The following is a 24,537-nucleotide window of genomic DNA, read 5'->3' on the forward strand; positions in this document are numbered from 1 at the left end:
TCTCCTCTAGTATCTAAATGGTAATTATTACTATTTAGATACTACAGAAGTCACCGTCGCTTGGCAAGGCTAACTTTTAAAAATTGGATAATGGTGCCCACAAGAAAACCCCCGCCACGCACAGCTAATGCTGAGATGACAGGGGAATTAAGGGTTTTGATTTTAGTAGCCGTAACCATTATTGTTTGTCGTCGAAGTCGAAGCGCCATAGCCATTGTTAGCCGTGGTCGACCCGGTATAGCTGGTATCGTAGCTCGTGTCGGTGCCGTACGCGGTGGTATCGGCATCGGTGGTAAAGCTCTTGGTATTGGATAGCTCGAGAGTCTTTCGAATGTGATTGGAGACCTTCTTCAATTCAGCGTTGGTGGGCACCTGGTACGAGAGTCCATCGATCATTGCGTCTTGTCCCTGTAAGGTTTCGGACTTGATGTGGTGAGAGGCATCGCCATATTTGGCACGAATCTGCATCAGATCATCGAAGGTCAGGTCGGTCTTCAAGTTACCCTTTAAGGACGTTAGAATCTGTTGATAACGGGTCAGTGAGGTCAGTCCGGCCGCCTTGACGACCAGCTTCTGCAGCACTTGCCGTTGGCGTTTCTGCCGACCGTAATCACCTAACGGATCTTCGTGCCGCATCCGCGAGTAGGCCAGGGCCTGCTTCCCGTTCAAATGAACCTTCTTGCCCTTGGTGACGTTGGCCGCCCCGTAGTGGAAGGTCAGCGTTGGCGTCACGTCCACGCCATTGACGGCGTCGACCATCTTTTCCAGACCACCCATGTTGACGATGGCGTAGAAGTCGATGGGGATGTCCAACAGGTTTTCCACGGTCTTCACGGCCGTCTTTGGCCCGCCAATTGTGTAGGCGGCGTTAATCTTCTGAACGGAGGCGTTTACCCCAGAGCCGACCGTAACCCGGGTATCTCGAGGAATACTGGTCAGGTAGGCCGTTTCCTTAGTCGGATTAATCGTGGCCACCATCATGGTATCCGTCCGACCCACGTCCGACCGGCCCAGCGCCCCGGTATCGGTTCCCATCAAAAGAATCGAGAAGGGCTTGTTCTTCTTCAACACGGCCGAGACGTTTCGACTCTTGGCTGCCTTCGAGGACTCGTAGGTCTGGCTAAAGGTCTTCTTGGCGGAAGTCCAGGCTTGATAGCCGTACGCTAGTCCCCCGGTCAACATTACTAGTAAGACGATGACGATCGTCCACATGACGGGACGGTGGGGGTGAACTTGCGGTGTCTTAAAGTGTGAATTGCGATCGGCCCGGCGGTCATAGACTTGTTCGAAGTCCTCTGGCGACCGTTGGCGTCTACTTCCATTATCGTTTGGCATAGTTAATTTCCTCATCCTCATTAAAATCTTTATCTACACGCTGCTGGCGCTCACGAGGCAATCCGGAGTCGGCCAGCCCAACCAAATTTTAGTGTTCCCCTGGAAATCTGGTTTGCGGACTCAATTAATTTATTAGACCACAAAAACCGGGATTCGTAAACGCTTGGTCATGACCCAAACGACCGATTTCGGGTATAATCTGGAAGACAAATGAAGTTTACAAAAGCTTGTCAAGGTGAGTTAAAGCGTATCGGATAGGCGTTTGTAACCGGTTACGATCGTTTGGAAAACGGGACCCGTGCTATAATGGGCCAAGTTACTTAAGAATCGTTAATATTTTATGATGATTGGCGGGAGGGTGTCTCATGGCCGTCTTTGTTCGCAGTGTCTCCGGGGTGCTCATCATCCTGGTGATGATTGGTTTAGGTTATATTCTATCCCGCCGTGGGTGGTTCGATGAGCAGTCTCGGCGGTTAATTGCCCGCTTGGTGACGCAGATTGCGTTACCGGCTTATATGATTAGTACGATTACCACCCAGTTCTCGGCGCAGACGCTGAAGTCAACGCTACCGGACTTGCGGTTTCCCATCGTGTCGATGCTCATCATGTTTGGCTTGTCCGTGATTGCCTTTCACGGGTTTAAGGTCCATCCGGAACGCCGGGGGCTGTTCGAGGCGATGTTTGCCAATTCCAACACCGTCTTCGTGGGCCTGCCGGTTAACGAGGCGCTGTTCGGCCCCAAGAGTATGCCCTTCGTGTTGGTCTATTACATGGCGAACACCACGTTCTTCTGGACGTTGGGGGCGTACCTGATTCAACGCGATGGTCAGGGCACGGCGAAGTTCAATCTGGTCACCACGTTGAAAAAGATTTTCTCGCCACCGCTACTGGGCTTCATGCTCGGGGTGGCGCTGGTTCTGCTGGATATTCAATTACCCGGCTGGATCATGAAGGATTTTAGCTACGTGGGTGGCTTGACCGTGCCATTGTCGATGATCTTCATCGGCACGGCGATTGCGGGAGCCGGGGTGCAAAATATCCGACTGAACCGCGATAGCCTGGGAATCCTCTTCGGACGATTCCTGGTGGCACCGACATTAATGGCCTGTCTGGTCATTCCCACGCCCATGCCATTATTAATGAAACAAGTCTTTATTTTACAAGCGGCGATGCCCGTAATGACCAATGCCCCGGTAGTGGCGAAGCTCTACCACGCGGATACGGATTACGCGGCCATCATGGTAACCGAAACGACCCTCCTAAGTTTAGTGGTGATTCCGATTCTGATGGTGATCGTCCAACAGATTCACTAGACGCTGAAGGTTTGACACACAGGGAGGAACTAGGTTCGTTTTGAGAAAAACGTTGTTGTATATCGCATTTTCAACTTTGATGTTTAGTTCGATGGAAATCGCCTTGAAGGCGGCCGGTGGGGCGTTCAACCCCATTCAGCTTAACCTGATTCGCTTCTTCATCGGGGGACTGGTGCTACTGCCGATTGCCTTACGGGCATTGCGCAAACAGAATCACCACCTGACGCGTTCCGACTGGGGCCTGTTTTTCCTGACAGGCTTCGTCTGCGTGATCGTCTCCATGACGCTGTACCAGTTGGCCATTTCCGTGGACCAAGCGTCGACGGTGGCCGTCCTGTTCAGTTGTAACCCCGTCTTCGCGCTGATCTTTTCCTATCTGATCTTGCACGAACGGTTGGGCCGGGCCAACTTGATTGCCGTGGTGATTTCCATTATTGGCTTAATCATCATCGTCAATCCCGCCCACTTGACCAATGCCGTGGGCTTGAGCCTGGCAATTGGGTCAGCCTTGACTTTCGGGTTGTACAGCATCGTTTCGCGGTGGGGGTCCGTGCGACACCACTTCAACGGCATTATCATGACCTGCTTTACGTTCTTCGCTGGCTCATTCGAACTGTTATTGTTGATGCTAGTGAGCCACGTGCCAGCCATTGCGGGTGGCATGCGGCAGGTGTCCTGGTTAAGCCAGTTCGCCGCCATGCCTATCTTGAAAAATGTCACCCTGGAGTACTTCTGGTTGCTGTTCTTCATCGGCGTCTGCGTGACCGGTGGGGGGTTCGCCTTTTACTTCTTGGCCATGGAACGGTCCGACGTGTCCACGGCGTCACTGGTCTTCTTCATTAAGCCAGGGTTGGCGCCCATCTTGGCCGCATTGCTGATTCACGAACGGATTTTAACGAATACGATCGTGGGGATTGTGGTCATTCTGTTGGGTTCGGTCGTCACCTTCATGGGGAACCGGGTCAAGTCCCGCGAATCCCAGTTGGCCGATCAGGACGCAACCGTCCCAGCCAGCGACTTCCAAGACGCTACGCCCCAGACCGCGGCTGCTAAGCTCCGGGCTCGTGCGGAAGCTCATGTGAAGTCGTCTTCGACAGAATCTACGGATTAAATAAAATAGTCGCGTTAAAGCGTAAAATACCCGTTTCCCATTAGACATCGTCGTCTAACGGAAAACGGGTATTTTTATGCGGTTAGATTCTGGACCAACAACCGGGCGACCGCCTTAGCCGAGAAGGGATTCTGCCCAGTAATCAACCGGCCGTCTTGGACGGCGTATTCTTTGTAGGCCCGCTTCTTCAGGAAGGTTGCACCGTGCGCCTCGGCCGCTGGCTGGTTGTAGAACGGGACCACCGAGCGTTTGCCCGCCAAGATCTCCTCTGATTTGGTAAAACCGGTGACTTGGTGATCGGCGATTAAATACTGGCCGGGTGCCGTCTGGATGTTCAGGAGACCGGCAATCCCATGACAAACCGAGGTGACATAACCGCCATGGGCATAAATCGTGGCGGCAATCGTCTGTAAGGGCTGATTATCGGGGAAGTCCCACATCACCCCGTGACCGCCGGCGTAGTAGATAGCCACGTAGTCCGCGGGATTCACCTGCTGGGGACTTAACGAGTGGGTCAGAGCGCGGCGCTGGAAGTCAGCAGATTCGTAGACGGTCAGTGTTTCTTCGTCCGTATACTTCATGCTCCGAGGATCGAGCGGCACGAAGCCTCCCCGAGGACTGACGTAGTCTACCTGATAGCCGGCACGTTGGGCGATTACGGCAAATTCGGTCGCTTCGCCCAGCCAGAGTCCGGTGGGGTCGGTCGTCCGACCGTAGCGCGTCGTATTCGTTAAAACTACGAGAATTTTCTTTAAAGTTGTTGGTTGCATGTCATCGTCTCCGTTACGTGGTCTAAGAGGGTTTTGAGCTGGTCAATGGCTTTCGTCTGATGCGTGAGGTAGTAGAAGTTCTTCGTGCCTTCGCGACGGTAATCCACGAGTTGAACGTCCTTTAAAATTTTGAGGTGGTGCGAGACGGCCGGTCGGGACAGCCCGGTCACACCCACGAGATCGGTGACTTGAAGCCCCCGGTGGATGATCTGTGGTTCCAGTAACGCGATGATAATGGCCTGCCGCTTCTGGTCGCCCAGCGCAATTAAGAAGTCACTGGACTTGGTGAATTCGTGTTTTAGTTTCGTTAAGTTCGACAATTTTGGTCTCCTGTTCGTTCATTATTCTAAACCATTAAACCATTTGCTGTTGGTTCTGTCAAGCAGTGTTTTTCAAGGATTGGCGATGATTTTGTTGGTTGACATTTTTAAACGGAGTCAGTATGCTAGACCTTAATCGTTTAAAAATATGAACCAAGAAAGCTGAGAAAGATATGCAAAATTATATGCAAGCTGCCGTGATAACTCACTATGGTCAGGCAACACCGCATCTGCAAACCGTTCCGGTTCCGGCCATGCGGCCAACCGATGTGCTGGTAAAGATCAGAGCAGCCAGTATCAACCCAATCGATCACAAGACCATGGCGGGGGATTTGAAGCTGCTACTGACCTACCGGATGCCCCTGATTTTGGGGAGTGATTTTGCCGGGGAGGTTGTGGCCGTTGGAACCCAAGTGACCCGGTTTAAGGTAGGGGATGCGGTGTATGGCCGGCCGCGAAAGACCCGGATTGGGACTTTTGCCGAATATCTCGCCGTTGATGCCGCGGACATTGCGTTAAAGCCCGGTAATCTTACGTTTAACGAGGCCGCCGCCATTCCCTTAGTGGGACTGACCAGTTACCAGGCCCTCCACGATGTGCTTAACGTGAAGCCCGGTCAGAAGGTCCTCATTCAGGCTGGTGCTGGGGGACTGGGTACGCTGGCCATTCAGGTGGCGGAGTCACTGGGTGCCTACGTCGCCACGACCACGAGTCCCCGGAATTTCGACCTGGTTCGCGGACTGGGAGCTGACCGCGTGATTGACTACCATACCACGGATTTCGCGGAGGTCTTGACGAATTACGATGCGGTGGTTGACACCCTCGGCGGTCGGCAGTTGGAGCGAGCATTCTCGGTGGTCAAACGTGGCGGCCAGGTGGTCAGCGTCGCGGGCCTTCCCAATGCCCGCTTCGCCAAGGCATACGGTTTACCACTGTGGAAGCGGGAACTCTTGCGCATCGTCAGTCATCGGTTGACGCGATTAGAGACGCGGACCGGCGTGAGTTATCGCTTCCTGTTCATGGCACCCAGCGGCCAAGAATTGGAAGACCTGACAGCGTTACTGACGACCGGCCAACTCCACCCGGTGATTGACCGGACCTTTAGCCTCCAAGACGTGGATCGGGCCCTCGACTACTCTAGGCGTGGCCATGCCCGGGGAAAAATCATCGTGATGGTCGCACAGTCGTAGGCGGCCCTTACCTTAGCGGGATCAGGTCAAGGGCGGATGTTTAGAAAATAGCGGGTGGGCGACTCATCGAATCCGTGATTTCTTGCACAAATTAAGCGAAACCCGAGCGCCCCTATGTTATGATTATCGTGGTAACGATAGAGAGAAAGGGAGCGTGACAGATGGCAACGCTGGTTATTTTACGACACGGTGAGAGTGTCGCCAACCGGGACAACATTTTTACGGGGTGGAATGACGTGCCGCTGACGGCGAAGGGCCGGCAACAGGCTCGAGCCGCCGGACAGCTCGTGGCGCAGACGGGCCTACAGTTTGGGGCGCTCCACACTTCCATGCTTCAGCGGGCCATCGTGACCTCGAACATTGTCTTAGAGGCCATCGACCAGCTGTACATTCCGGAGTACAAGTCCTGGCGGCTAAACGAACGCCACTACGGCGCCTTGCGGGGAAAGAACAAGGCCAAGGTCAGAGAGCAGGTCGGCGACAAGCAGATTAAGATTTGGCGGCGGAGCTTTAAGACGGTACCGCCCCTACTGGATCACATCACGCAGGATCAACGGTACGATAAATTTGGCCCGCACATCGAGCCTTTGGGTGAAAGCCTGGAGATGGCCTACCACCGGTTGATGCCGTACTGGGTCGACCAGATTGCCCCGCGCCTGCTTGACGGGCACAATCAGCTAATCGTCGCCCATGGTAGCACGCTACGGGCGTTGATTAAGTACCTGGATGGCGTGGCCGATGCCGACATCAGCAAGGTGGAAGTGGCCAACGGCGAACCCATCCAATACGACTTCGACGACCGCCTCAACGTCCTCAGAAAATTAATATTATAATAATTAGTTAACAAAAGACTAAGATAATTAGGTTGGCTCGCACAATTGGCAGAAATGATTGTGTTTGGCCAGCCTTTTCGTATAATCAAAGGAAAGGGACTTTTCCTTGATGATTTGACCGGTGGCTGGTGATTAGTCACGATGTTTTTGGGGAGCGTAAGACCAAGGATGGTTGGTTGGGACCGACCGTTCTTTAGGCCGTTTTGGTCCAGTTAAGGGAGTTACCCCGGATGGATCAGTCGGTTAGTCAAGGTACACCTCAATAAATAACAGGCAAAGAGTAGGGAAGCCTAATTTTTAAGGGGGATTGAGGATTTTGAACACACGGAATTTGGGGCATTGGGGCATCCTATTCGTCGTGATCTTGGGGATCAGCGGCGTCGTTTTTGGGATGCATGAATTGGATACCAAGGACCAGCAGACGGTGCGCACGACCAACAAGCTTCACGCCAAGCAGACGCGCCAGGAGATTGCCTACGATGCGTTGCAGAGCAATCAACAGCGCAGTAAAAAGAAGACGGCGTTAGATAAGCAGAATAAGGGAAAGAAGAATCCGCAGTTTGCGGCGCGATTCACCAAGCAGTTACGCGCGAAGAAGTTCGTGGGAACGGCGCTGGTGGTCAAGAACAACAAGGTCGTCTATCAGCGGTCGTTTGGGAAGGCCAATGCCAAGAAACACCGTGCCAATCAGGCCACGTCGCAGTTCCTGGTGAACTCGATTCAAAAATCCATGACCGGAATCTTAGTCATGCGTGCGGCACAGGCCGGCCAACTACATTTAACGGATAAACTGAGCAAGTACTACCCGCAAATCAAGGGGAGTAATAAGGTGACGCTCCGGCAGATGTTGAACATGGAAGCGGGGATTACCGGGGATCTGAATCCCGGAACCACGCTGACGGAGCCGGCCGTTTATCGTTATGCGAGTCAGCAGGCCCGGATTGACCAGACCAAGATCAATCAATTCAACTATCAGCCCATCAGCTACACGCTGTTGGCGGGGATTTTACGCAAGGTCACGCATGAATCGTACTACCAGCTGTTCTATGAACACTTGGTGACGCCGTTGAGCCTAAACCACACCAGCTTTGCCCAGCTCAAGCATTCGGGCGAAACGATTGGCTACAGTGGTACGGTTCCCGGCAATTATTCGCAACCGCACGTGCCATCCGCCAAGGATATGGCCGTGCAGATTGCCACGGGCAATGCGACCATGTCGGCCGGCGATGTCTTTCGGGTCGAACGCGCCATCATCCGTGGGACGGTGTTGAAGAAGGCTAGTGGCGCGAACTGCTTGCATCAAAGCACCAGTACCACGGCGCACTATGCCGGGGGCCTCTATCATCTGGATCGCGTGGGCTACTACGGTCACGGGGTCGGCGATGACTACGAGGGCACCTTCGTCATGAGTCGTAACGGCAAGACCGGCGTGATCCTCCTGTCCAACAACTACTACAAGGGCGGGATGTATCCGACCTGGTCCACGGAAGACTTGGCGATTAGCACGTTCCGCAGTGTGAACGCCGCCAGTCGGTTGTTTTAAATGAAAATGAGAAAATCGTGGAATCAGCTGCCCGTTGGCACACATTTCGATGATTTAAAGGTGAAGCAAGAGTTTGGGTGTTATGGCCCAAGCTCTTTTTTTGCGCAGAACGTTACTGTTTGAGCAATCGAGTAACCGATTTCATTTCGAGTCAGTATTCGGATTTTAAAACCAGAAAAGGAGGTGGAAACGCTGGTTTCATCGCAACGGATTAAGATTAGGAGGTGATCAGTAAGACCAGGCAACTTTAACTTTTCTTCCATATTATTCGGTGCATGTCGCAAAATTAACACTTTTATTGTGAAAAGGGTTGTTGTATAATTTGACGAGTTCGCAAAGATAGTTACGCAATTCACTTATCAAATCTAGGAGTGTGAAAAAATTGACGGTTTCAGTTAGCTGGGTGGGAGCCTTGATTGGCCTGGCCCTCGCCATTATTTTAATTCTCAGAAAGTTAAATCCCGTGTATTCCTTATTACTGGGAACCATTGTCGGGGCACTCATCGGGGGCGCCAACCTGACTCAGACGGTAAACATCGTCGTGACGGGCTCTCAGAGTGTCATGGGGACCGTGGTGCGGGTGCTGGCGGCCGGCGTCTTCGCCGGGGTCATGATGGAATCCGGTGCGGCCAACGCGATTGCCCGGGGCATCGTCACTAAGTTTGGAGAGAGCCTCGCCATTCTTTCCCTGGCGTTGGCAACCATGATTATCACGGCGGTGGGGGTCTTCATCCCAGTGGCCGTCCTGATTGTGGCACCGATTGCCTTGGAAGTGGGGAGTCGCATGCAAATTTCCAAGCTGGCACTGCTGGTGGCCCTGTCCGGTGGGGGGAAGGCGGGAAACATCATCTCGCCTAATCCCAACACCATCGCGGCGGCCCACGGGTTTCACTTGGAGCTGAGTCAGTTGATGGTCGCCGACTTCATTCCGGCCGTCTTCGGCTTGATTGCGACCGTTTTGATTGCCACGCTACTGCGGCATCGCGGAACGCTAGCCACGATGGCCGATGTCCAAGCCAACCAGGCTCAAGGGGATGACCAGACCATGCCCTTGCCTTCCCTGAAAACGGCCATTGTGGCGCCGTTACTGGCCGTTATCCTGTTACTGTTAAATCCGGTGGGCAACGTCTTACATATCGGCCTGCTGGAGAAATTCAACGTGGACGCCATGTACATTTTGCCACTAGCCGGTTTAATCGGCATGCTGGCCATGCGTCAGGGGAAACAGGTCCTGGCCTACACCAAGGCCGGGATGGCCCGGATGACCGATGTTGTCCTGATTCTGATCGGGGCCGGGGCCATTGGGGGCTTGATTACCACCTCCACCTTGCCCGCCGTCATCGTCCATTTAATCAAGATTTCCGGCATCTCCGGGACCTTCCTGGCACCGATCGCCGGGATTCTGATGGCCGCGGCAACGGCTTCGACCTCGACCGGGGTTATCTTGGCCACCGGGTCGTTTGGTAAAGCCATCCTGGCCTTTGGAACGGCGCCATTGGCCGCAGCGGTCATGGTCCACACCGGGGCAACGGTGATTGACCACCTGCCACAAGGAAACTACTTCCACGTGACGGCCAACGCCATGAACATGACTTTAAAGGAACGGATGCAGTCGGTGCCTTACGAAACGGCCGTGGGGTTGACCATGACCATCGTGGGTGTCGTAATGTTTACGCTATTTTAACGGCAAGGAAAGGACGATTGGATAATGAAATTTGTAATTGCACCGGATTCATTTAAGGGGAGTCTGACGGCGAAACAGGCCGCGGATGCCATTTATACCGGCCTGAAACGGGTCTTTCCCGAGGCCGACTACGAGCTGGTTCCCATGGCGGACGGCGGCGAGGGGACGGTTCAGTCCCTGGTCGATGCCACGCACGGTAGCTTCCGGCACGCCGACGTCTTGAATCCGTTGGGCCAACCAGTCTCCGCCGAGTACGGCCTGTTGGGCGACCAGCAGACGGCCGTGATTGAGATGGCGGCGGCCAGCGGGATTCAATTTGTGAACGAAGACACGAAGGATCCCCTGGTGACCACGACTTACGGCACCGGGCAACTCATGCTGGATGCCATGCACCACGGCGCCCGGGAGATTATCATCGGTATCGGCGGTAGTGCCACGACCGATGGCGGTCAGGGGATGGCCGAAGCTCTAGGCGTGAAGTTCCTGGACACGGCCGGTGCCCCCATCTCTCGTGGCGGTGGCGGCCTCGCCGACCTGGCCACTATTGACGTGAGCGGTATCGATCCGCTGGTGGCCCAGACTAAGGTTCGGATTGCCTCGGACGTGACCAATCCGCTGGTCGGAGAAAAGGGTTCGGCGGCCGTCTTTGGTCCGCAGAAGGGCGCAACGCCGGCGATGGTGGCGACTTTGGACGCCAATCTCGCCCACTATGCGGCATTGATTAAGGCTACGCTGGGTAAGGACCTCGCGGACTTCCCGGGAGCCGGCGCGGCCGGTGGCTTGGGTGCGGGTCTACTGGCCTTTACCGATTCTCAAATGGAGAAGGGCGTGGAAATCGTGGTTCGTGAAACGCATCTCAAGGAACGCGCGGTCGACGCGGATTACGTCTTCACGGGTGAGGGCGCCATTGATTTTCAGACCCAGTACGGCAAGACCCCCATGGGCACGGCCCAGGCGGTGAAGGTTGCGAGTCCGCACGCCAAGGTGATTGGCGTGGCTGGCAATGTTGGTGCGGGGATCGACCAGCTCTACGACCTCGGGATTGACGCGATCTTTGGGATTCTTCCGGGAATTGTGGATCTGCCCACGGCCATCGCGACCGGGCAGGAAAATCTGGCGCGGACGGCGGAAAATATTGCCCGGGTTATTAAGTAATTTAGACCGGGATACCCCTAAACCCGGTTAAATCGGTTCTGTGAGACGTCTGTGGCCAGATAATCTGACCCGCAGACGTCTTTTTTACCGTCATTTACAGGGCTTTAAGTTCACATGAACACAAAAAAATTCCGAGACCTATGTCCCGGAATTTTTTAAATCGTTTAAACGTTAGGCTAAGGCACCCATTGGATCCCAAGGGGCCAAGACCGTTGGTTCTTCGGTTTCTTGAATCTTCTTTAAGTTGTCAGGCAGGAATTGCTTGTTGACGACAACTTGGTAGCAGTATTCATCCATCCAAGCATCGCTCATGACGAAGTAACCCTTGGTGCCGACCTTTTCACCCCAGGAGTTTTCAACCTTCCACTTGGTTGGTTGACCATCGACCAGGTCGACCCCGGTCAAGACCATGGCGTGGGTCATCATGCTTTCCCCGTAGTCCAGGCGTTCAGCCTTGGTCGTGGAGAAATCGATGTTAAAGAGGGCATCCTTGTCGTAGTACTTGGTGTCCATGATTCCCTTTTGCCGTTCGGAGGATTGACCGACATCACAACCGAACCAGACGGATTGTCCGGCTTGGAGTTGCTTGATGGCTAAGGCCTTGAAGTCCTTCATCGTCACGTTTAAATGCTTTACTTGCCGGCCGTTGACCACGTTGCCCAGCATTTCAACCGTGTAGGTGTGGTTGTAAGGCTTGTCGTCGGTTGGCGCGTTGATGATGGAAACGTAATCGGACAGGTCCCAGTTGACGTACTTGTCGAAGAAGGACTTAGGCGTCAAGCCCTTGTCGATGTGGTAGTTCTTGTCGTCATCACGGTATTCGAAATCAAATTTGCTTACGGGTTCGCCGAGAGAGAAGCTCAGTAACCGGTAAACTTCGCCCAGCATCTTGTCCTTAGCGGCGGCGATGTCGTCAGCGCTAACCTTGTCGGCAACCAATTTCCGTAAGGTTACGGCGTCCTTGCGTAGCTTCAGATTCAACGTGCTGTTCAGTTCACTGGACTTGGAACTGTTGTAGGTTTCGGGCATAACCGACTTTGGCACGATCCCGTACTTTTCAATGATGGCACACAGCATGTCCCATTGACCACCATCTTGTTGCGGGGTGGCCATTAAAAAGGCGACCTTGCGGCTAGAGGTAGGTTGGTCAGCGGTGGCCAAGACGTTTTCGTAGAAGTAGTTGGCTTTTTCGAATTTGTCCCAGAAGTTCGTGTAGTTTTGGGATAATTCGAAGTCGCTCAGGTTGAAGAGGTCGGCTAAGTGATGACGCATCGTGTTCAATGCGGCAAACATCCAGCAACGGCCACTTTGTTTTTGGTTGGCCACTTTTCCGGTGTCCAAATCAATGGAGAACACGGGGGTCATGTCGGTTTCGGAAGCATAGTCGGCTGACGTTGCTAAGATTCCTTGGTGGCTGACGGCACGTTCGATCACCTTTGCGGTGGGGTCGGCAGCTAAAGCTTGTTGATAACGGGCGGTTTGGTCCGCCGTGATTTCTTTACTCAATGACGTCACTCTCCTATCTTATTTCTCTCATTGTACCCCAATTTTCTCATTTTTTGTATAGGCTTTAAGTAGCTGAAGAAAATATATTGGTATATTGTGGCCATTTTGGGCGTAGAGTAGGGCGTAATTGAAAAGTAGTCATTGAATTGAATAAATAGTTATTTGACGATGTCCTAAAAGTAAAGATATGCGGTAGAATTAAACACATAAGCGAAATGAATTCGTTTTCAAAGGCTGATAATAACAATAGTAAATGAGGAGTGAGTTAAGATGGGGATCACTAAAGTCATTAAAGAAATGGTGTCGGATGTGGTGAGTGATGGGTGTAAATTATATTTAAGTCCAAACATTGAAGATAAGAAGTTAAATAATGCCATGAAAGCAATGAAAGTTTCGGATAATCCGGATGAAGTTATTGCTATCTTAGATACATCTATTTTCCAAAACGCTAAAACTGGAATTTTGTTTTCGTCTAAGGATCTATATGTTCATGAAAGTTTTACTAATCCCCAAAAAATTAGTTATGATCGGATTTCAACAGTGAGTTTTGAACATCGCGTTGAACAGCAGGGGGATGAAGAAAAACAAGTGCCCTATTTGTTGATAACCTTTAATGATGATGAGTCTGAATATGAATTGCCATCAATAATTCTTAACTACATTGATGGACGTAAGCTAGCGGATTTACTGGATAAGATTATTGAAGTTAACTTAGCTTCAGATTCAAGTACTGACGCATCGATGGATACTGAAGAGTCAACTTCAGGTACCATTCGTTCGCTAGAAGACTTACCAACTTCAGTTAAGCTAGCCTACATTCAATTAATTTGTAACTTTGCTTTCGAGGAAGATCAGGAAATTGATTCCGTTGAATATCGGGGCATTATTTCTTTAGCAGCTCGAATTGAGTTGCCGAGTGATGCGCAACCCCAATTGGCTAACTACCTCGTTGGAGATGAGCGAGTTGAATCTGCAGAATTATTAAGAGCAGTACAATCGCAAGTTAATGAAGAAACACAGGATATTTTACATAAATCTATTATGAAAGATGTTCTTAACCTTGCTAATCAAAAGGAAGACGTTGACGTAGAACAATGGCATCAGGATAAGTATTTGAGTTCACTGGCAGAAGAACTTAACCTATCTGCGGAGCAGGTTGATTTTTTAGTTGAAGGCATACAGCACGATCAGAATATCTTGAAGGAACGACTGGACGATAACCAAATCAAAAAGCAAACTAAAGCCTTAGCTGCTAAAGCAACTGCGGTAGGTGTTCCTCTAACAGCTCTTTATTTCTCTGGATCCGTTGTAGGCGTCAGCGCTGTAGGTATTACTTCCGGATTATCAGCTCTCGGCTTTGGAGGGATATTTGCTTTTTCAAGTATGGTAACGGGAATCGGTGTATTAATCGTTGCCGGTACTTTGACGTACGAAGGTGTTCAGCATCTAACTGGTCGCAAAGATGTTGAAAATAATAAGCAACGTGAGGCCCTGTTACAACAAATTATTCGTAATACGCAAAAGACACTGAACTACTTAATAAACAGCGTTAATGGTATATCACAAGAGTTAGCTGAAGTAACGGAAAGTGACGCAATTAATCGTTTGAAAATTGACAAGATGACAAAATTGCTGGTGATGCTCAGTAAAGGTGCTAAAGAAACAACGACTGACTTAGATTACTATCAATCTGAATCGATTCTAACTGGTGTTCCTAATGAAATGAATACTGGACGACTGAGACAGCTGACTAAAGATCCAACGACTAAGCAGTTTTACGATGTGGTAATGAAAAATTACGAAGAAGACGATGAAGGAAAGATGAAGTTGAAAGCGACGATTTCATCCGATGGGGCCAGTGCACTACATGAAATTCTGGACAGTATTGGCTACTTAACTGTAAAGGGAGTAGCCAAGTCTGAGCTTGGAATAGCGGCATCGACGATTAAAGGGGTGCTCAAGTAGAATGGCGCATTTTAAAGATAATGAATTACGACAGTATGGTAACTTGGAGAAAATTCAACAATATCAAGCAAACCAAATAAATCAACGATTACGGGTTACACATAGCGAGGTTAAAAGCTTAAAGCAACGACAGCAAAGTCAAAGTGATGAGTTGGATGCATTAATAGCACAAGCTGAAAGTATGCTAGCTGAACCTGATAATACGAATATGGTAGGCGACGATGAAGCTACGTCAATGCTCTCGGAAATCATGTCCGATGCAAATGCACAAGATACTATTAAAGATGCAAGCGACAAATTATTTCCACTTCAGACCATCGAGTTGACAGATGATTGGGATGATTTTGAAAGTAATCTATTTGCTTACGCGAATAAACAAAAAATTGAGTTGAGTTCGGATCCATTGACAGAATTAATAAGTCTTGAACAACGTGCTCAAATAATTGCCAATATAAAAGCTGATTTTGGTTATCGAAAAGCGCATTGTGATAAATATGATTATATGATGGCCACGTCGTCTGGTTTAATTACTGGAATAATGGATGTTTTTTTGGTCGGTAGCGCTGCGGAGACAAAGTCGGGTAGCAAGCAGCATCGCAGATTGCCTAAAGTGACAGATGCATGGTTTAATCAAGTTATTTTAAAATACTCGCAGTTGGATTATCATTTGCGACAGATTAGCGGAAAGCATATCGAAAAGTTTCCAAAGAAATCTCCTGAGACAATTGAACAAGGGGTTCACTATTTAGAAATGCAGTACGAGGTTCCTTATGATGCGCAATATGATAAACGTCTGAAAGGTTTAGGGCCAGGTGAAATGCACATGTCTGCTGGTAATCATCATTTATTCTCTTTGGCGCACTATCCAGATTTTGTTGGCTTATTCTTTTCAATTTTAGATCAGTTTTTGAATACTGGCTCTTATTTATCAAATGGGCGAATTCTTCAAGCAACGATGGAAAATGACCAATTCAAGTTGCAGGGAAGTAATTTTGTTGCAAAGGTATTTTCTGGTTTTGTCAATTGGCTAGGACATTTAGCATCGGATACAGTGGGATCCTCAGGAGCGGTTCACAAGAGTAATCGTGGTTCTGGATTACCGGTTCCAGGAACGGAAATATTTCAAATGTTAAACTTTAATCTTCCCGGGACAGATAACCTAACATTAGCTAAAATTACGACTAAGGTATTTGAACAAGGTTATGATGCTCGGTATGCAACCGCCGCCTCAATACCAGTCATAATTAATGAATTGCTAACGCGGCTTCTCTGGGCACTGAAGCAGTATTTTTATCATCATAAAACGGTTAGCGAAATCGTTAAAGCACGAAATGTACCTGAAGTAAACAGAATGTTACTATGTAGCTATGGGGTTTTTGCAACTCTTGATATTGGTGATGCAATGACCCATGGCTTGAAAGAGGGGCATGGTAATTATCAAAAGACGTTGGTTGGAATATTTGGGCACTTAAATGTTGCATTGTATCCACGTTTGGCGTTACAGGGATATAAAGAAGTTGTGTCTTGGTATAGCAATAATCATTATAACGTGGAAGAATTTGACCATTATCTGGGTGATGAATGGAAAAAATTGCTTCGTAATTGATCGATATTGTGATTAATTTTGCCGATAAGGCGACCATCGTTGTCACAGTAATTAGCGTGTAAAGTATGAATGAGAAGACACAAAAGGCGATGTTACCCGCAAGGGCACATCGCCTTTTGACTTAAAATCATTTTCGTTAACTAGTCGTAGTTTAAATGCTTATCTTGATCCAAAGCATTAATTTCAGCGATTTCTTCGGCGGTCAGGTTAAAGCCGGAGATTTCGAAGTTTTCCTTAACCCGGGCTGGTTTCGAGGACTTCGGGAAGACCACGAAACCGGTATCGACTTGCCAACGCAAGACAATCTGGGCCGGGGTCTTGCCGTATTTATCGGCCAGCTTGGTGATGACGGGATCTTCGAGAATCAAATGACCGTGGCCAATTGGTGAATAGCCTTCATTAACTAAGCCGTTGTCCGTATCGAACTTGCCCAATTCGGCTTGAACCTTGTAAGGGTGGCGTTCAATCTGGTTGACCATGGGCTTAACCTTGGCCATGGCGAAGACCTTTTCCAGTTGTTCTTCGGAGAAGTTTGAGACCCCAATGGCCCGAACCTTCTTTTGTTGATATAAGGTTTCTAAGGCGCGCCAAGTATCCAGCGTCAAGTCGAAGTTTTCTTCGTTTGGCCAGTGAATCAAGTAGAGATCCAGGTAGTCCAACTGCAAGTCCTTTAACGTCTGGTCAAAGGCGGCTAAGGTCTTGTCGTAGCCTTGGTCGGCGTTCCAAACCTTAGATGTGATGAATAGGTCGGCGCGGTCGATGCCAGAAGCCTTGATGGCGGCCCCTACGGCTGGTTCGTTGCCGTAGATGTGGGCGCAGTCGAGATGCCGGTAACCGGCGTCCAGCGCCGTCTTAATAGCGGCAGGGACGTCCTTACTGTCAATTAAGTAAGTTCCGAACCCCAACATGGGGATGGTTACGCCGTTGCTTAATTGTGTCGTTTCCATATCATTACCTCGCTCTTCAAATATTGATAATCTACATTACAATTAACTATGATACACCACTGGCCGGGCAGTTTCACGAATCTTGCCCAGCCAACGCTTACTGAACGGTAGACCAATTAGGCCAGAAAAAAACGCCAGCGACGAATTCGTTGGCGTTTAGCGGTACCTTTACAGAGCTAAAACGGGAGTCAAAGGGCAGCCGGCTCCGCTTAAAACTGATAATCAAACAATCCAAAACCAGGATTGCTCGGTTATCAGCCTTAATGCTCGCCGGCTAATCGCTCGTTGTCTCACTCTCTAGCGTCATTATTTTCTAAAAACTAAGTCCTCGGCGTTGCCTTGCTTGGTAGTCGCCAGGGCCGGGGTGAAGCCGATGTGGGCGCCACCGGCATCCATGCCAGCTAAGAAGTCAAAGTAAGGTGAGGCGATGCCCAGCTCGTCCAGGTCGGTCAGTGGCAGCGTGTAGCGAATACTGTCCTCGGCGCCGGCCTCGACCTTTTGGACCCAGTGCGGTTCGCGAATGCTTTCACGACCGATGGCGACGAAGTCAATACCCGCGTCCATGACCTTTTCGGCGTCGGCGGGCGTCTCAACGTTGCCGACCGAGATAAGCGGGGTATTGGCGACGACGTCTTGGATTTGGCCAATCAGTGGCGTCTGATCCGTCCGGTCGTTGATGGATGGCCGCCAGACGTTCCCCATGGAGACGTGCAGGTAGTCCAGATTCAGGGTGTCTAGCTTGGCGACCAGCTTGAGGGTGTCGGCCATCCGAATGCCGGGTTCCTCGATCTCTTCGGGGGAGAAGCGGTAACCCACCACGAATGGGCGATCGGCGTAGTCCTTTACGGCCTGTTGAACGGCGGCAACCACGCGGAGTGGGAAAGTCATCCGTTTTTCAACGGAGCCGCCCCACTTGTCGGTCCGGCGATTACTGTGAGGGGAGAAGAACTGCTGGATCAGGTAGGTGTTGGCGCCGTGGATTTCTACGCCGTCGAAGCCGGCCTGAATAGCCCGCCGAGTGGCCGAGCCAAAGTCCGTGATGGTTTGTTCAATCTCGGCATCCGTCAGCTCCTCCGGCGTTTCCATGCCGGGGCGTGGTGCGGCCACGGCACTGGCCGAAACGGTCTTCTGGCCTCGCAGAATGGCGGAGTTGGACATCCGACCGGCACTGAAGATTTGTAAGATGGCCTTCGTCCCGTTCTGTTGGATGGTCGTTGCCAGCTTGTTTAAGCCGGGGATGAAGCGATCTTCTGCGGCTGACAATTGGCCTTCAAAGCCCTTGCCGCGTGCGTTGACGTACGCTACTGGGGTGATGAACAGGCCCACACCACCGGCATGAATCGCGGCGTAGCGGAGTTCGTCGCGGGAGACCTCGCCGTTTTCCAACGCCATGCATTCGGTCATTGGGGGCAAGACCACGCGGTTCTTAACCGTCACACCGGACTTCAAGGTTGCTGTCTGCAAAAATTGATAATCACTCATAGGAACCCTCCTAGAAAAATTGATAATCACGCTACTTGTTAACCATACCAGAATCACTTATTATTAGTAACGAATAAATCAACGATTTTGTTCAAAATTGAACAAAAGTCACAATCTGTCTATCTTTAGGAGGAATCTGCTCATGGATATTCGTCATCAACTCCTGCACGCCGTCTATGAATTGGCGCAGCGGCAAGCCATTAAGGACATCACCGTCAACGATATTCTTGAGGAGGCGAGCGTCAGTCGAGGGTCATTTTACAAGTATTTTGCCGATAAGTATGACGTCATCAACAGCTACTACGAGGAGGCTATGACCCAGATCTTTAAGGACTGTCGCGCCTACAGCTGGGAAGGCATCTTCACCAAGATGTTGCGCTACTTTGAGCAGCACCAGGCCTTCTTTACGGCGGCGTTTCGGGCGACCGGGCAGAATTCCTTCACAACCTTCTTTCGCCACCACCTCGTCCACAACTTTGGGGAAATCATCACGACCTATGGCGACCACCCGCTGAGTGCCGATGAGCGCAAGGCCATTCAGTTCTTCGTGGACGGTTTCGTCGGCTACACGCGGCAGTGGGCGCTGACCGGCATGCAGCAGCCAGCCACCGAGTTGGGGTACGATCTGCACCTGTTCATGCCGGCTTGCCTGTGTGGAATCCCGTTAAAGGCGTCGGCGGTTGATGCTTATTCGTAGCCGGTTCCATCGACCACTTAACCTGTCGTTCAGATTGATTGGATACGCCATGAAAATCCCAAAAGGTCGCGGGCTACTCGTTGATTTAACGAGTGACTCGCGACCTTAATTTTTAACGATTATTTTTTAATTTAGTCCCGGGCGTTCAAGACTTCTGGACCGTCTTGACGACCTACGATGACCGTGTTAACCGTGTCCAAGAACAACCCGTGTTCCACGACACCCACGATGCCATTCAAGGTGTTGGCGAGTTCGTGTGGATGGTCGATGCGGCCCAGGTGCAGGTCGATGATGTAGTTCTTCGAATCGGTCAGCACGTGGCTACCGTCTTCTTTCATCCGGAAAGTAGGGTGTAAGTTCATCTTGTCCAGCTTTTCTAAGACGTGGCTAGAGCCGAATGGAATGACTTCCAAGGGGAGTGGGAACTTGCCCAAGTGGTGGACCATTTTACTTTCGTCCACAATCCACATGTTCTTAGTGGAGTTGATGGCAACAATCTTTTCCCACAGGTGAGCAGCACCGCCACCCTTGATTCCTTGGAAGTTGTCGTCGATCTCGTCGGCCCCGTCGATGGTTAAGTCGAGGTGGTCGACTTCGTCCAATTGCTTGATGGTGATGCCCAGGGATTCGGCTTGCTTGGCAGAACGGTCCGACGTCGCGACGCCGACAATGTTCAGGCCTTCATCCTTGACCCGCTTCCCTAAGGTATCGATCATGTAGCGAACGGTCGAACCGGTTCCGATTCCTAAAATCATGCCATCCTTCACGTACTTAACAGCTTCTTGGCCAACGAGGGCTTTTAATGCGTTTTGATCCATCGTAACTACTCCTCTTCTGTGTGTTCTAGGTGTAAAGCAACTGGTCGGACGGCCGCCGCGCCACTGACCGGTAACTGGTGGGCCACCAGTAAGTCGCTGGGGTGGGTCGCAAAGTAACGTTTGGCGTAGGGGTCCAGCACTTTCAAACGGACGTTGGCGGTGGTTGCCAATTCGGTAAAACGTTTTATCAATTGCTCGGCTAACCTGGCCGCTGGTTGGGCGGGGCGGACGAAGATCTGCTCTAACACCCAGGTGGTGTCGTCCAAGACCAGGTAGTGCAGACTCGCCAAAAGCCGGTCGTCATCGGTGATCGCCAGCTCGCCCGGCCGTTCCGTAATCGTCATGGTTACTCGCTCCCTTCATGACCAGTTTCACCCCTAATTCTGGTCTATCTCGGGGGTCTTGTCAACAAATTTTCGTGGGCGATTACTTTTGCTGGCATTCTGGCCCCAAGGTCGGTACCCTAGTAACAGGTCGGTCGGCGTAGACTGGCTATTGTAATTTACATGAGGGCTGTTAGAATTAGTCTTTATGGGCGATGCTCACCCGTAATTAGTATCGTCCTTCCGTTCAAGTCATCATTGATTTGGGAAGCAATAAATAGATAAAAAAGGAGTGTCACGATGCATCGCGGATTTGAAGTGGTCAGCAAGTATGAAAATCAAAATATTAAGGTGCCTTACCGGACGACCCAACAGGCGGCTGGTTATGACTTTGAGTGTGCCGAAGACTTCACGTTACCTTCCATTTGGCGACATGATTTACTGCATGCGTTTAAGCAACTCTGGCACCGCGATCCCTTGACGACCGAGGAATTGGTCGCCGGTCAACACAACCTCAAGCCCTGGTTAGTGCCGACGGGGATCAAGGCCTACATGGAACCCGGCGAGGTCTTACTGTTGGCCAACCGGTCCAGCAACCCGCTCAAGCACAACCTGATTCTGCCGAACGGCGTGGGCGTCATCGATGCGGACTACTACAATAATGAAAAAAACGAGGGTGAAATCTTCGTTCAGCTGGTCAACGTGGGCCTCAAAGACATTGTGATCAAGAAGGGCCAACGAATTGCGCAGGGGATTTTTATGCCCTTTCTACTGGCCGATGGGGAACGGATTCCTAGCCAACAACGGACCGGTGGCTTTGGGTCATCTGACCGCTACTAAATCTTTACATTTAGACTGATAGACTAGTGGGGAATTGCCCCCTAAATATGCTAAAATGAAAGTGCTGAAAACGAACGGATAAGGGGGATGAACGTGGCTAAAACGAAAACGAAATTTGTCTGTCAGAATTGTGATTATAGTTCTCCCCGTTACTTGGGGCGCTGCCCGAACTGTGGGGAGTGGAATACCATGGTGGAAGAGGTCGTGACACCGGCCGCTGCCAAGCCCCAGTCCACGCGAACAACCGTATCGGGTGAACATTCTAAGCCGCAACTGATGAATGAGATTAAACATACCACGGAGATGCGGGTCAAGACCCAGATGCACGAGCTCAACCGCGTCTTGGGTGGCGGAATCGTTCCGGGCTCACTCATTCTGATTGGTGGGGACCCCGGTATCGGGAAGTCCACGCTGCTCCTGCAGGTTTCCGGTCAGCTGAGTGCGACCGGGGGCAAGGTGCTCTACGTTTCCGGTGAAGAGAGTGCTTCGCAGATTAAGATGCGTGCGGACCGGCTGGTCGTGAACAGCGACCACCTCTACCTCTATCCAGAGACGGACATGGCTAGCATCCGGGCAAACATCGAGGAAATGCAGCCGGATTACGTGGTGATTGACTCCGTTCAGACCATGCAGGCGCCCGGGATCGAATCGGCCATTGGGTCGGTTTCCCAGATTCGGGCGGTTACCGGGGAACTCATGCAGATTGCCAAGACCAACGGCATCACCATCTTCGTGGTCGGTCACGTGACCAAGGGTGGGGCCATTGCCGGGCCAAAGATTCTGGAACACATGGTGGATACGGTGCTGTACTTCGAAGGCGACCTGCATCACACCTACCGAATCCTGCGGGCGGTCAAGAACCGTTTCGGCTCCACCAACGAGCTGGGGATCTTCGAGATGCGTGAGGGCGGCCTCTATGAGGTGGCCAACCCCTCGGAAATCTTCCTGGAAGAGCGGCTGAAGGACGCCACGGGTTCGGCGATTGTGGTGTCGATGGAGGGAACCCGGCCGATCCTAGTCGAAGTTCAGGCGTTAATCTCGCCGTCCGTCTTCGGCAATGCCCAACGGACTTCCAGCGGCTTGGACCGTAACCGGGTGGCCCTACTGATGGCCGTGTTAGAGAAGCGGGCCAATCTGATGCTACAAAACCAGGATGCCTTTTTGAAGGCGGCCGGGGGCGTGAAACTCGATGAGCCCGCCATTGACTTGGCGATCGCCATGAGTATCGCGTCCAGCTACCGGGATACGGCCACGGAACCCAGCGATTGCTTCGTGGGTGAAGTGGGCCTGACCGGTGAGATTCGTCGGGTCAGTCGGATTGAGTCGCGGGTTGCCGAGGCTAAGAAGCTCGGTTTCCAGCGGATCTTCGTCCCGAAGAACAACATGCAGGGGTGGAAGGCCCCCGAGGGCATTAAGGTCGTGGGCGTGTCCACGCTCCGCCAAGCCCTCAAGTTAGCCCTGGATATTTAAACGAATCGTCTTCTGCTGTGCTTTGGGCGGTGGCTGGCCGCCTTGCCGTTCGCCAAATTTGGTCTGGAACGCGGTGGGCAGGACGGGAAAAGCCAAAGCCCGGTCTTTTCCCTCGCTTTGAGCCGAGAGCTCGCGTCTCAAAGTCGCCATTTTACCAAGCAAAACACTTGGTAAAATCCCACGGCTGAGACCAAATTTGACTCACTCACGGCTCTGATTGCAACTGTCAGCGATGGGTTCGTTTAAATCATTGAGGTTGGCCTCGCATATGGTCTGGTCTACCTTAGCGCTAGCTGACTGAATGGTTACCGTTCTGCCGGAACCCCTGGCAGGCACAGACAACTTGGATTTAGTTAATGTTTAAAAATTGAGTTATGCGAAGGGAGGTGAATGTATGCGTAAGAAAACAGTTATTCTCGTGATATTTGCCATCTTAGGGGGTGTCATGGGGGTCGCTTATCTTTCCCGCTTCTGGCACGTGATTGGCGTGACCAGCCCGCTCGTCAACAATATTTTAGTCAACATTTTAATTGGTGCAATTATTTTCCTTATTTTAGGATTGCTGTTTGCAGGCCTGATCATGCGGGTCGTCGGTAAGTTGGAAGCTTACCTGAATCGGCAGAACCCGATGACGATTCTCTTCGGGAGCTTGGGCGCCATCATCAGTCTGGCGTTGGCCCTGTTGATTTCATCGTTTCTCTTCCGGGTGCCGTCGTTTTTCATTGGCACCGTGATTCCGTGGGTCCTGATGTTACTGTTCGGCTACCTGGGCTTTCGGATTGGGACGCGGCTCAGCAAGATTCGGGTCGAAGAATGGCGGAAGTTATTCCAATCCCGGAGTAAGAAGGCCAACGAAGAAGAGTCAGAGAAGGTGCTGGACAAACAGTCCGAACCGAACTTTCACCACTACAAGATTTTGGACACCAACATTTTAATTGATGGCCGTATCTATGACTTGGCGAAGACCGGCTTTCTGGAAGGGACTCTGTTAGTGCCCAACTTCGTGCTGTACGAACTGCAGTATATCGCGGATTCCAGCGACTCGATCAAACGGGTTCGCGGCCGGCGTGGCTTGGATATTTTGAACAAGCTGCAGAATGAAAATATCATGCCGATCGAAATGTACGAAGGCGACTTCGAAGATATTCCGGAGGTCGACAGCAAGCTGATTCGCTTGGCCAAGGAAAACGGGGGCGTGATCGTCACCAACGATTACAACCTCAACAAGGTTATTCAGTTCCAAAATGTTCAGGTCTTAAACATCAACTCATTGGCTAACGCCTTGAAGCCACGGGTCATCCCGGGGGAAAACCTCCACGTGATGGTGGTCAAGAACGGGACCGAGCGGCAACAAGGGGTGGCTTATCTGGACGATGGCACGATGGTCGTGGTCGAAGATGGGAAGTACTTCATCAACAAGCAACTCGATGTCGTGGTGACGAGTGCGATTCAGACCGATGCCGGCCGCATGATCTTTGCCAAGCCGATTCATTCCAGCAAGAACATCGAGGAAGATGCCCACAAGAAGACCAACAAGACGAAACGTTCCCGGTAGCCCACCGGATTTAGCGAATTTCGGAAAGATTGGGGGACATACCTTTATTTTTCCGGATGAGCATTGTACACTAA

21 protein-coding genes are annotated in these 24,537 nt (G+C 51.2%); 13 read left to right on the forward strand and 8 right to left on the reverse strand.

The annotated features are described in order from the left end of the window. Positions 1-162: 162 nt before the first annotated feature. A complete protein-coding gene (locus V8I28_RS06970; RefSeq protein WP_341779410.1) occupies positions 163-1,335 on the reverse strand; it encodes an LCP family glycopolymer transferase in 1,173 nt (390 codons plus the stop codon). Between the two features lie 365 nt (positions 1,336-1,700). Between V8I28_RS06970 and V8I28_RS06975 the strand changes: the two genes are divergently transcribed. Both V8I28_RS06975 and V8I28_RS06980 read left to right on the forward strand, forming a co-directional pair. Further along, on the forward strand, positions 1,701-2,648 hold the full coding sequence (locus V8I28_RS06975) for an AEC family transporter (protein ID WP_341779411.1): 948 nt from the start codon (positions 1,701-1,703) through the stop codon (positions 2,646-2,648). Between the two features lie 40 nt (positions 2,649-2,688). Beyond that, the gene (locus V8I28_RS06980) at positions 2,689-3,759 is read left to right on the forward strand and encodes a DMT family transporter (protein WP_341779412.1); all 1,071 of its coding nucleotides are present in this window, start codon (positions 2,689-2,691) and stop codon (positions 3,757-3,759) included. A gap of 74 nt (positions 3,760-3,833) precedes the next feature. On the opposite strand, the gene V8I28_RS06985 is transcribed toward V8I28_RS06980, so the two are convergent. Together V8I28_RS06985 and V8I28_RS06990 are read right to left on the reverse strand one after the other, a co-directional pair. After that, positions 3,834-4,529 carry a type 1 glutamine amidotransferase domain-containing protein gene (locus V8I28_RS06985; RefSeq protein WP_341779413.1) on the reverse strand — a complete coding sequence of 232 codons (696 nt, stop codon included), beginning with the start codon at positions 4,527-4,529 and terminating at the stop codon, positions 3,834-3,836. Then, positions 4,511-4,849 carry an ArsR/SmtB family transcription factor gene (locus V8I28_RS06990; RefSeq protein ID WP_341779414.1) on the reverse strand — a complete coding sequence of 113 codons (339 nt, stop codon included), beginning with the start codon at positions 4,847-4,849 and terminating at the stop codon, positions 4,511-4,513. Before V8I28_RS06990 ends, V8I28_RS06985 begins: the two co-directional genes overlap by 19 nt. Positions 4,850-5,022: 173 nt before the next feature. Between V8I28_RS06990 and V8I28_RS06995 the strand changes: the two genes are divergently transcribed. The 5 genes from V8I28_RS06995 (at position 5,023) to V8I28_RS07015 (ending at position 11,254) form a co-directional block, all read left to right on the forward strand. Next, entirely contained in the window at positions 5,023-6,039 is a 1,017-nt protein-coding gene (locus V8I28_RS06995; protein WP_341779415.1) for an NADP-dependent oxidoreductase, read from the forward strand. 161 nt (positions 6,040-6,200) lie between these two features. Further along, positions 6,201-6,872 (forward strand): 2,3-bisphosphoglycerate-dependent phosphoglycerate mutase, encoded by a 672-nt coding sequence (locus tag V8I28_RS07000; protein WP_341779416.1) that lies wholly within the window; start codon positions 6,201-6,203, stop codon positions 6,870-6,872. A 316-nt stretch (positions 6,873-7,188) separates the two neighbouring features. Next, positions 7,189-8,415, forward strand: a complete 1,227-nt coding sequence (locus V8I28_RS07005; RefSeq protein ID WP_341779417.1) for a serine hydrolase domain-containing protein — start codon at positions 7,189-7,191, stop codon at positions 8,413-8,415. Positions 8,416-8,797: 382 nt separating this feature from the next. Then, positions 8,798-10,099, forward strand: a complete 1,302-nt coding sequence (locus V8I28_RS07010; RefSeq protein WP_341779418.1) for a GntP family permease — start codon at positions 8,798-8,800, stop codon at positions 10,097-10,099. A 24-nt stretch (positions 10,100-10,123) separates the two neighbouring features. Next, entirely contained in the window at positions 10,124-11,254 is a 1,131-nt protein-coding gene (locus V8I28_RS07015) for a glycerate kinase family protein (RefSeq protein WP_341779419.1), read from the forward strand. 171 nt (positions 11,255-11,425) lie between these two features. On the opposite strand, the gene V8I28_RS07020 is transcribed toward V8I28_RS07015, so the two are convergent. Then, positions 11,426-12,760, reverse strand: coding sequence for a C1 family peptidase (locus V8I28_RS07020; RefSeq protein ID WP_341779420.1), 1,335 nt, complete (start codon positions 12,758-12,760; stop codon positions 11,426-11,428). A gap of 270 nt (positions 12,761-13,030) precedes the next feature. Between V8I28_RS07020 and V8I28_RS07025 the strand changes: the two genes are divergently transcribed. Continuing rightward, the gene (locus tag V8I28_RS07025) at positions 13,031-14,725 is read left to right on the forward strand and encodes a hypothetical protein (RefSeq protein ID WP_341779421.1); all 1,695 of its coding nucleotides are present in this window, start codon (positions 13,031-13,033) and stop codon (positions 14,723-14,725) included. 1 nt (position 14,726) lies between these two features. Continuing rightward, entirely contained in the window at positions 14,727-16,331 is a 1,605-nt protein-coding gene (locus V8I28_RS07030; RefSeq protein WP_341779422.1) for a hypothetical protein, read from the forward strand. A 140-nt stretch (positions 16,332-16,471) separates the two neighbouring features. Here the strand turns inward: V8I28_RS07030 and V8I28_RS07035 are convergent, their stop codons facing one another. Next, positions 16,472-17,278, reverse strand: a complete 807-nt coding sequence (locus V8I28_RS07035; RefSeq protein WP_341779423.1) for an aldo/keto reductase — start codon at positions 17,276-17,278, stop codon at positions 16,472-16,474. A 306-nt stretch (positions 17,279-17,584) separates the two neighbouring features. Continuing rightward, positions 17,585-18,760, reverse strand: a complete 1,176-nt coding sequence (locus V8I28_RS07040) for an NADH-dependent flavin oxidoreductase (protein WP_341779424.1) — start codon at positions 18,758-18,760, stop codon at positions 17,585-17,587. Positions 18,761-18,902: 142 nt separating this feature from the next. Between V8I28_RS07040 and V8I28_RS07045 the strand changes: the two genes are divergently transcribed. Then, positions 18,903-19,457 (forward strand): TetR/AcrR family transcriptional regulator, encoded by a 555-nt coding sequence (locus V8I28_RS07045; protein WP_341779425.1) that lies wholly within the window; start codon positions 18,903-18,905, stop codon positions 19,455-19,457. Positions 19,458-19,588: 131 nt separating this feature from the next. Here the strand turns inward: V8I28_RS07045 and rpiA are convergent, their stop codons facing one another. Beyond that, the gene (rpiA, locus tag V8I28_RS07050) at positions 19,589-20,275 is read right to left on the reverse strand and encodes a ribose-5-phosphate isomerase RpiA (protein WP_341779426.1); all 687 of its coding nucleotides are present in this window, start codon (positions 20,273-20,275) and stop codon (positions 19,589-19,591) included. A 5-nt stretch (positions 20,276-20,280) separates the two neighbouring features. Continuing rightward, positions 20,281-20,619, reverse strand: coding sequence for an acetyltransferase (locus V8I28_RS07055; protein WP_341779427.1), 339 nt, complete (start codon positions 20,617-20,619; stop codon positions 20,281-20,283). A gap of 279 nt (positions 20,620-20,898) precedes the next feature. On the opposite strand from V8I28_RS07055, the gene V8I28_RS07060 reads away from it, so the two are divergent. From V8I28_RS07060 to V8I28_RS07070, 3 genes are all read left to right on the forward strand, one after another. Continuing rightward, positions 20,899-21,438, forward strand: coding sequence for a dUTP diphosphatase (locus V8I28_RS07060; RefSeq protein WP_341779428.1), 540 nt, complete (start codon positions 20,899-20,901; stop codon positions 21,436-21,438). 93 nt (positions 21,439-21,531) lie between these two features. Next, positions 21,532-22,908, forward strand: a complete 1,377-nt coding sequence (radA, locus tag V8I28_RS07065) for a DNA repair protein RadA (RefSeq protein WP_341779429.1) — start codon at positions 21,532-21,534, stop codon at positions 22,906-22,908. A gap of 394 nt (positions 22,909-23,302) precedes the next feature. Beyond that, positions 23,303-24,463 (forward strand): PIN/TRAM domain-containing protein, encoded by a 1,161-nt coding sequence (locus V8I28_RS07070; RefSeq protein ID WP_341779430.1) that lies wholly within the window; start codon positions 23,303-23,305, stop codon positions 24,461-24,463. Positions 24,464-24,537: the final 74 nt, after the last annotated feature.

The organism is Levilactobacillus sp. HBUAS70063, from assembly GCF_038374745.1.
Taxonomy (GTDB): Bacteria; Bacillota; Bacilli; order Lactobacillales; family Lactobacillaceae; genus Levilactobacillus.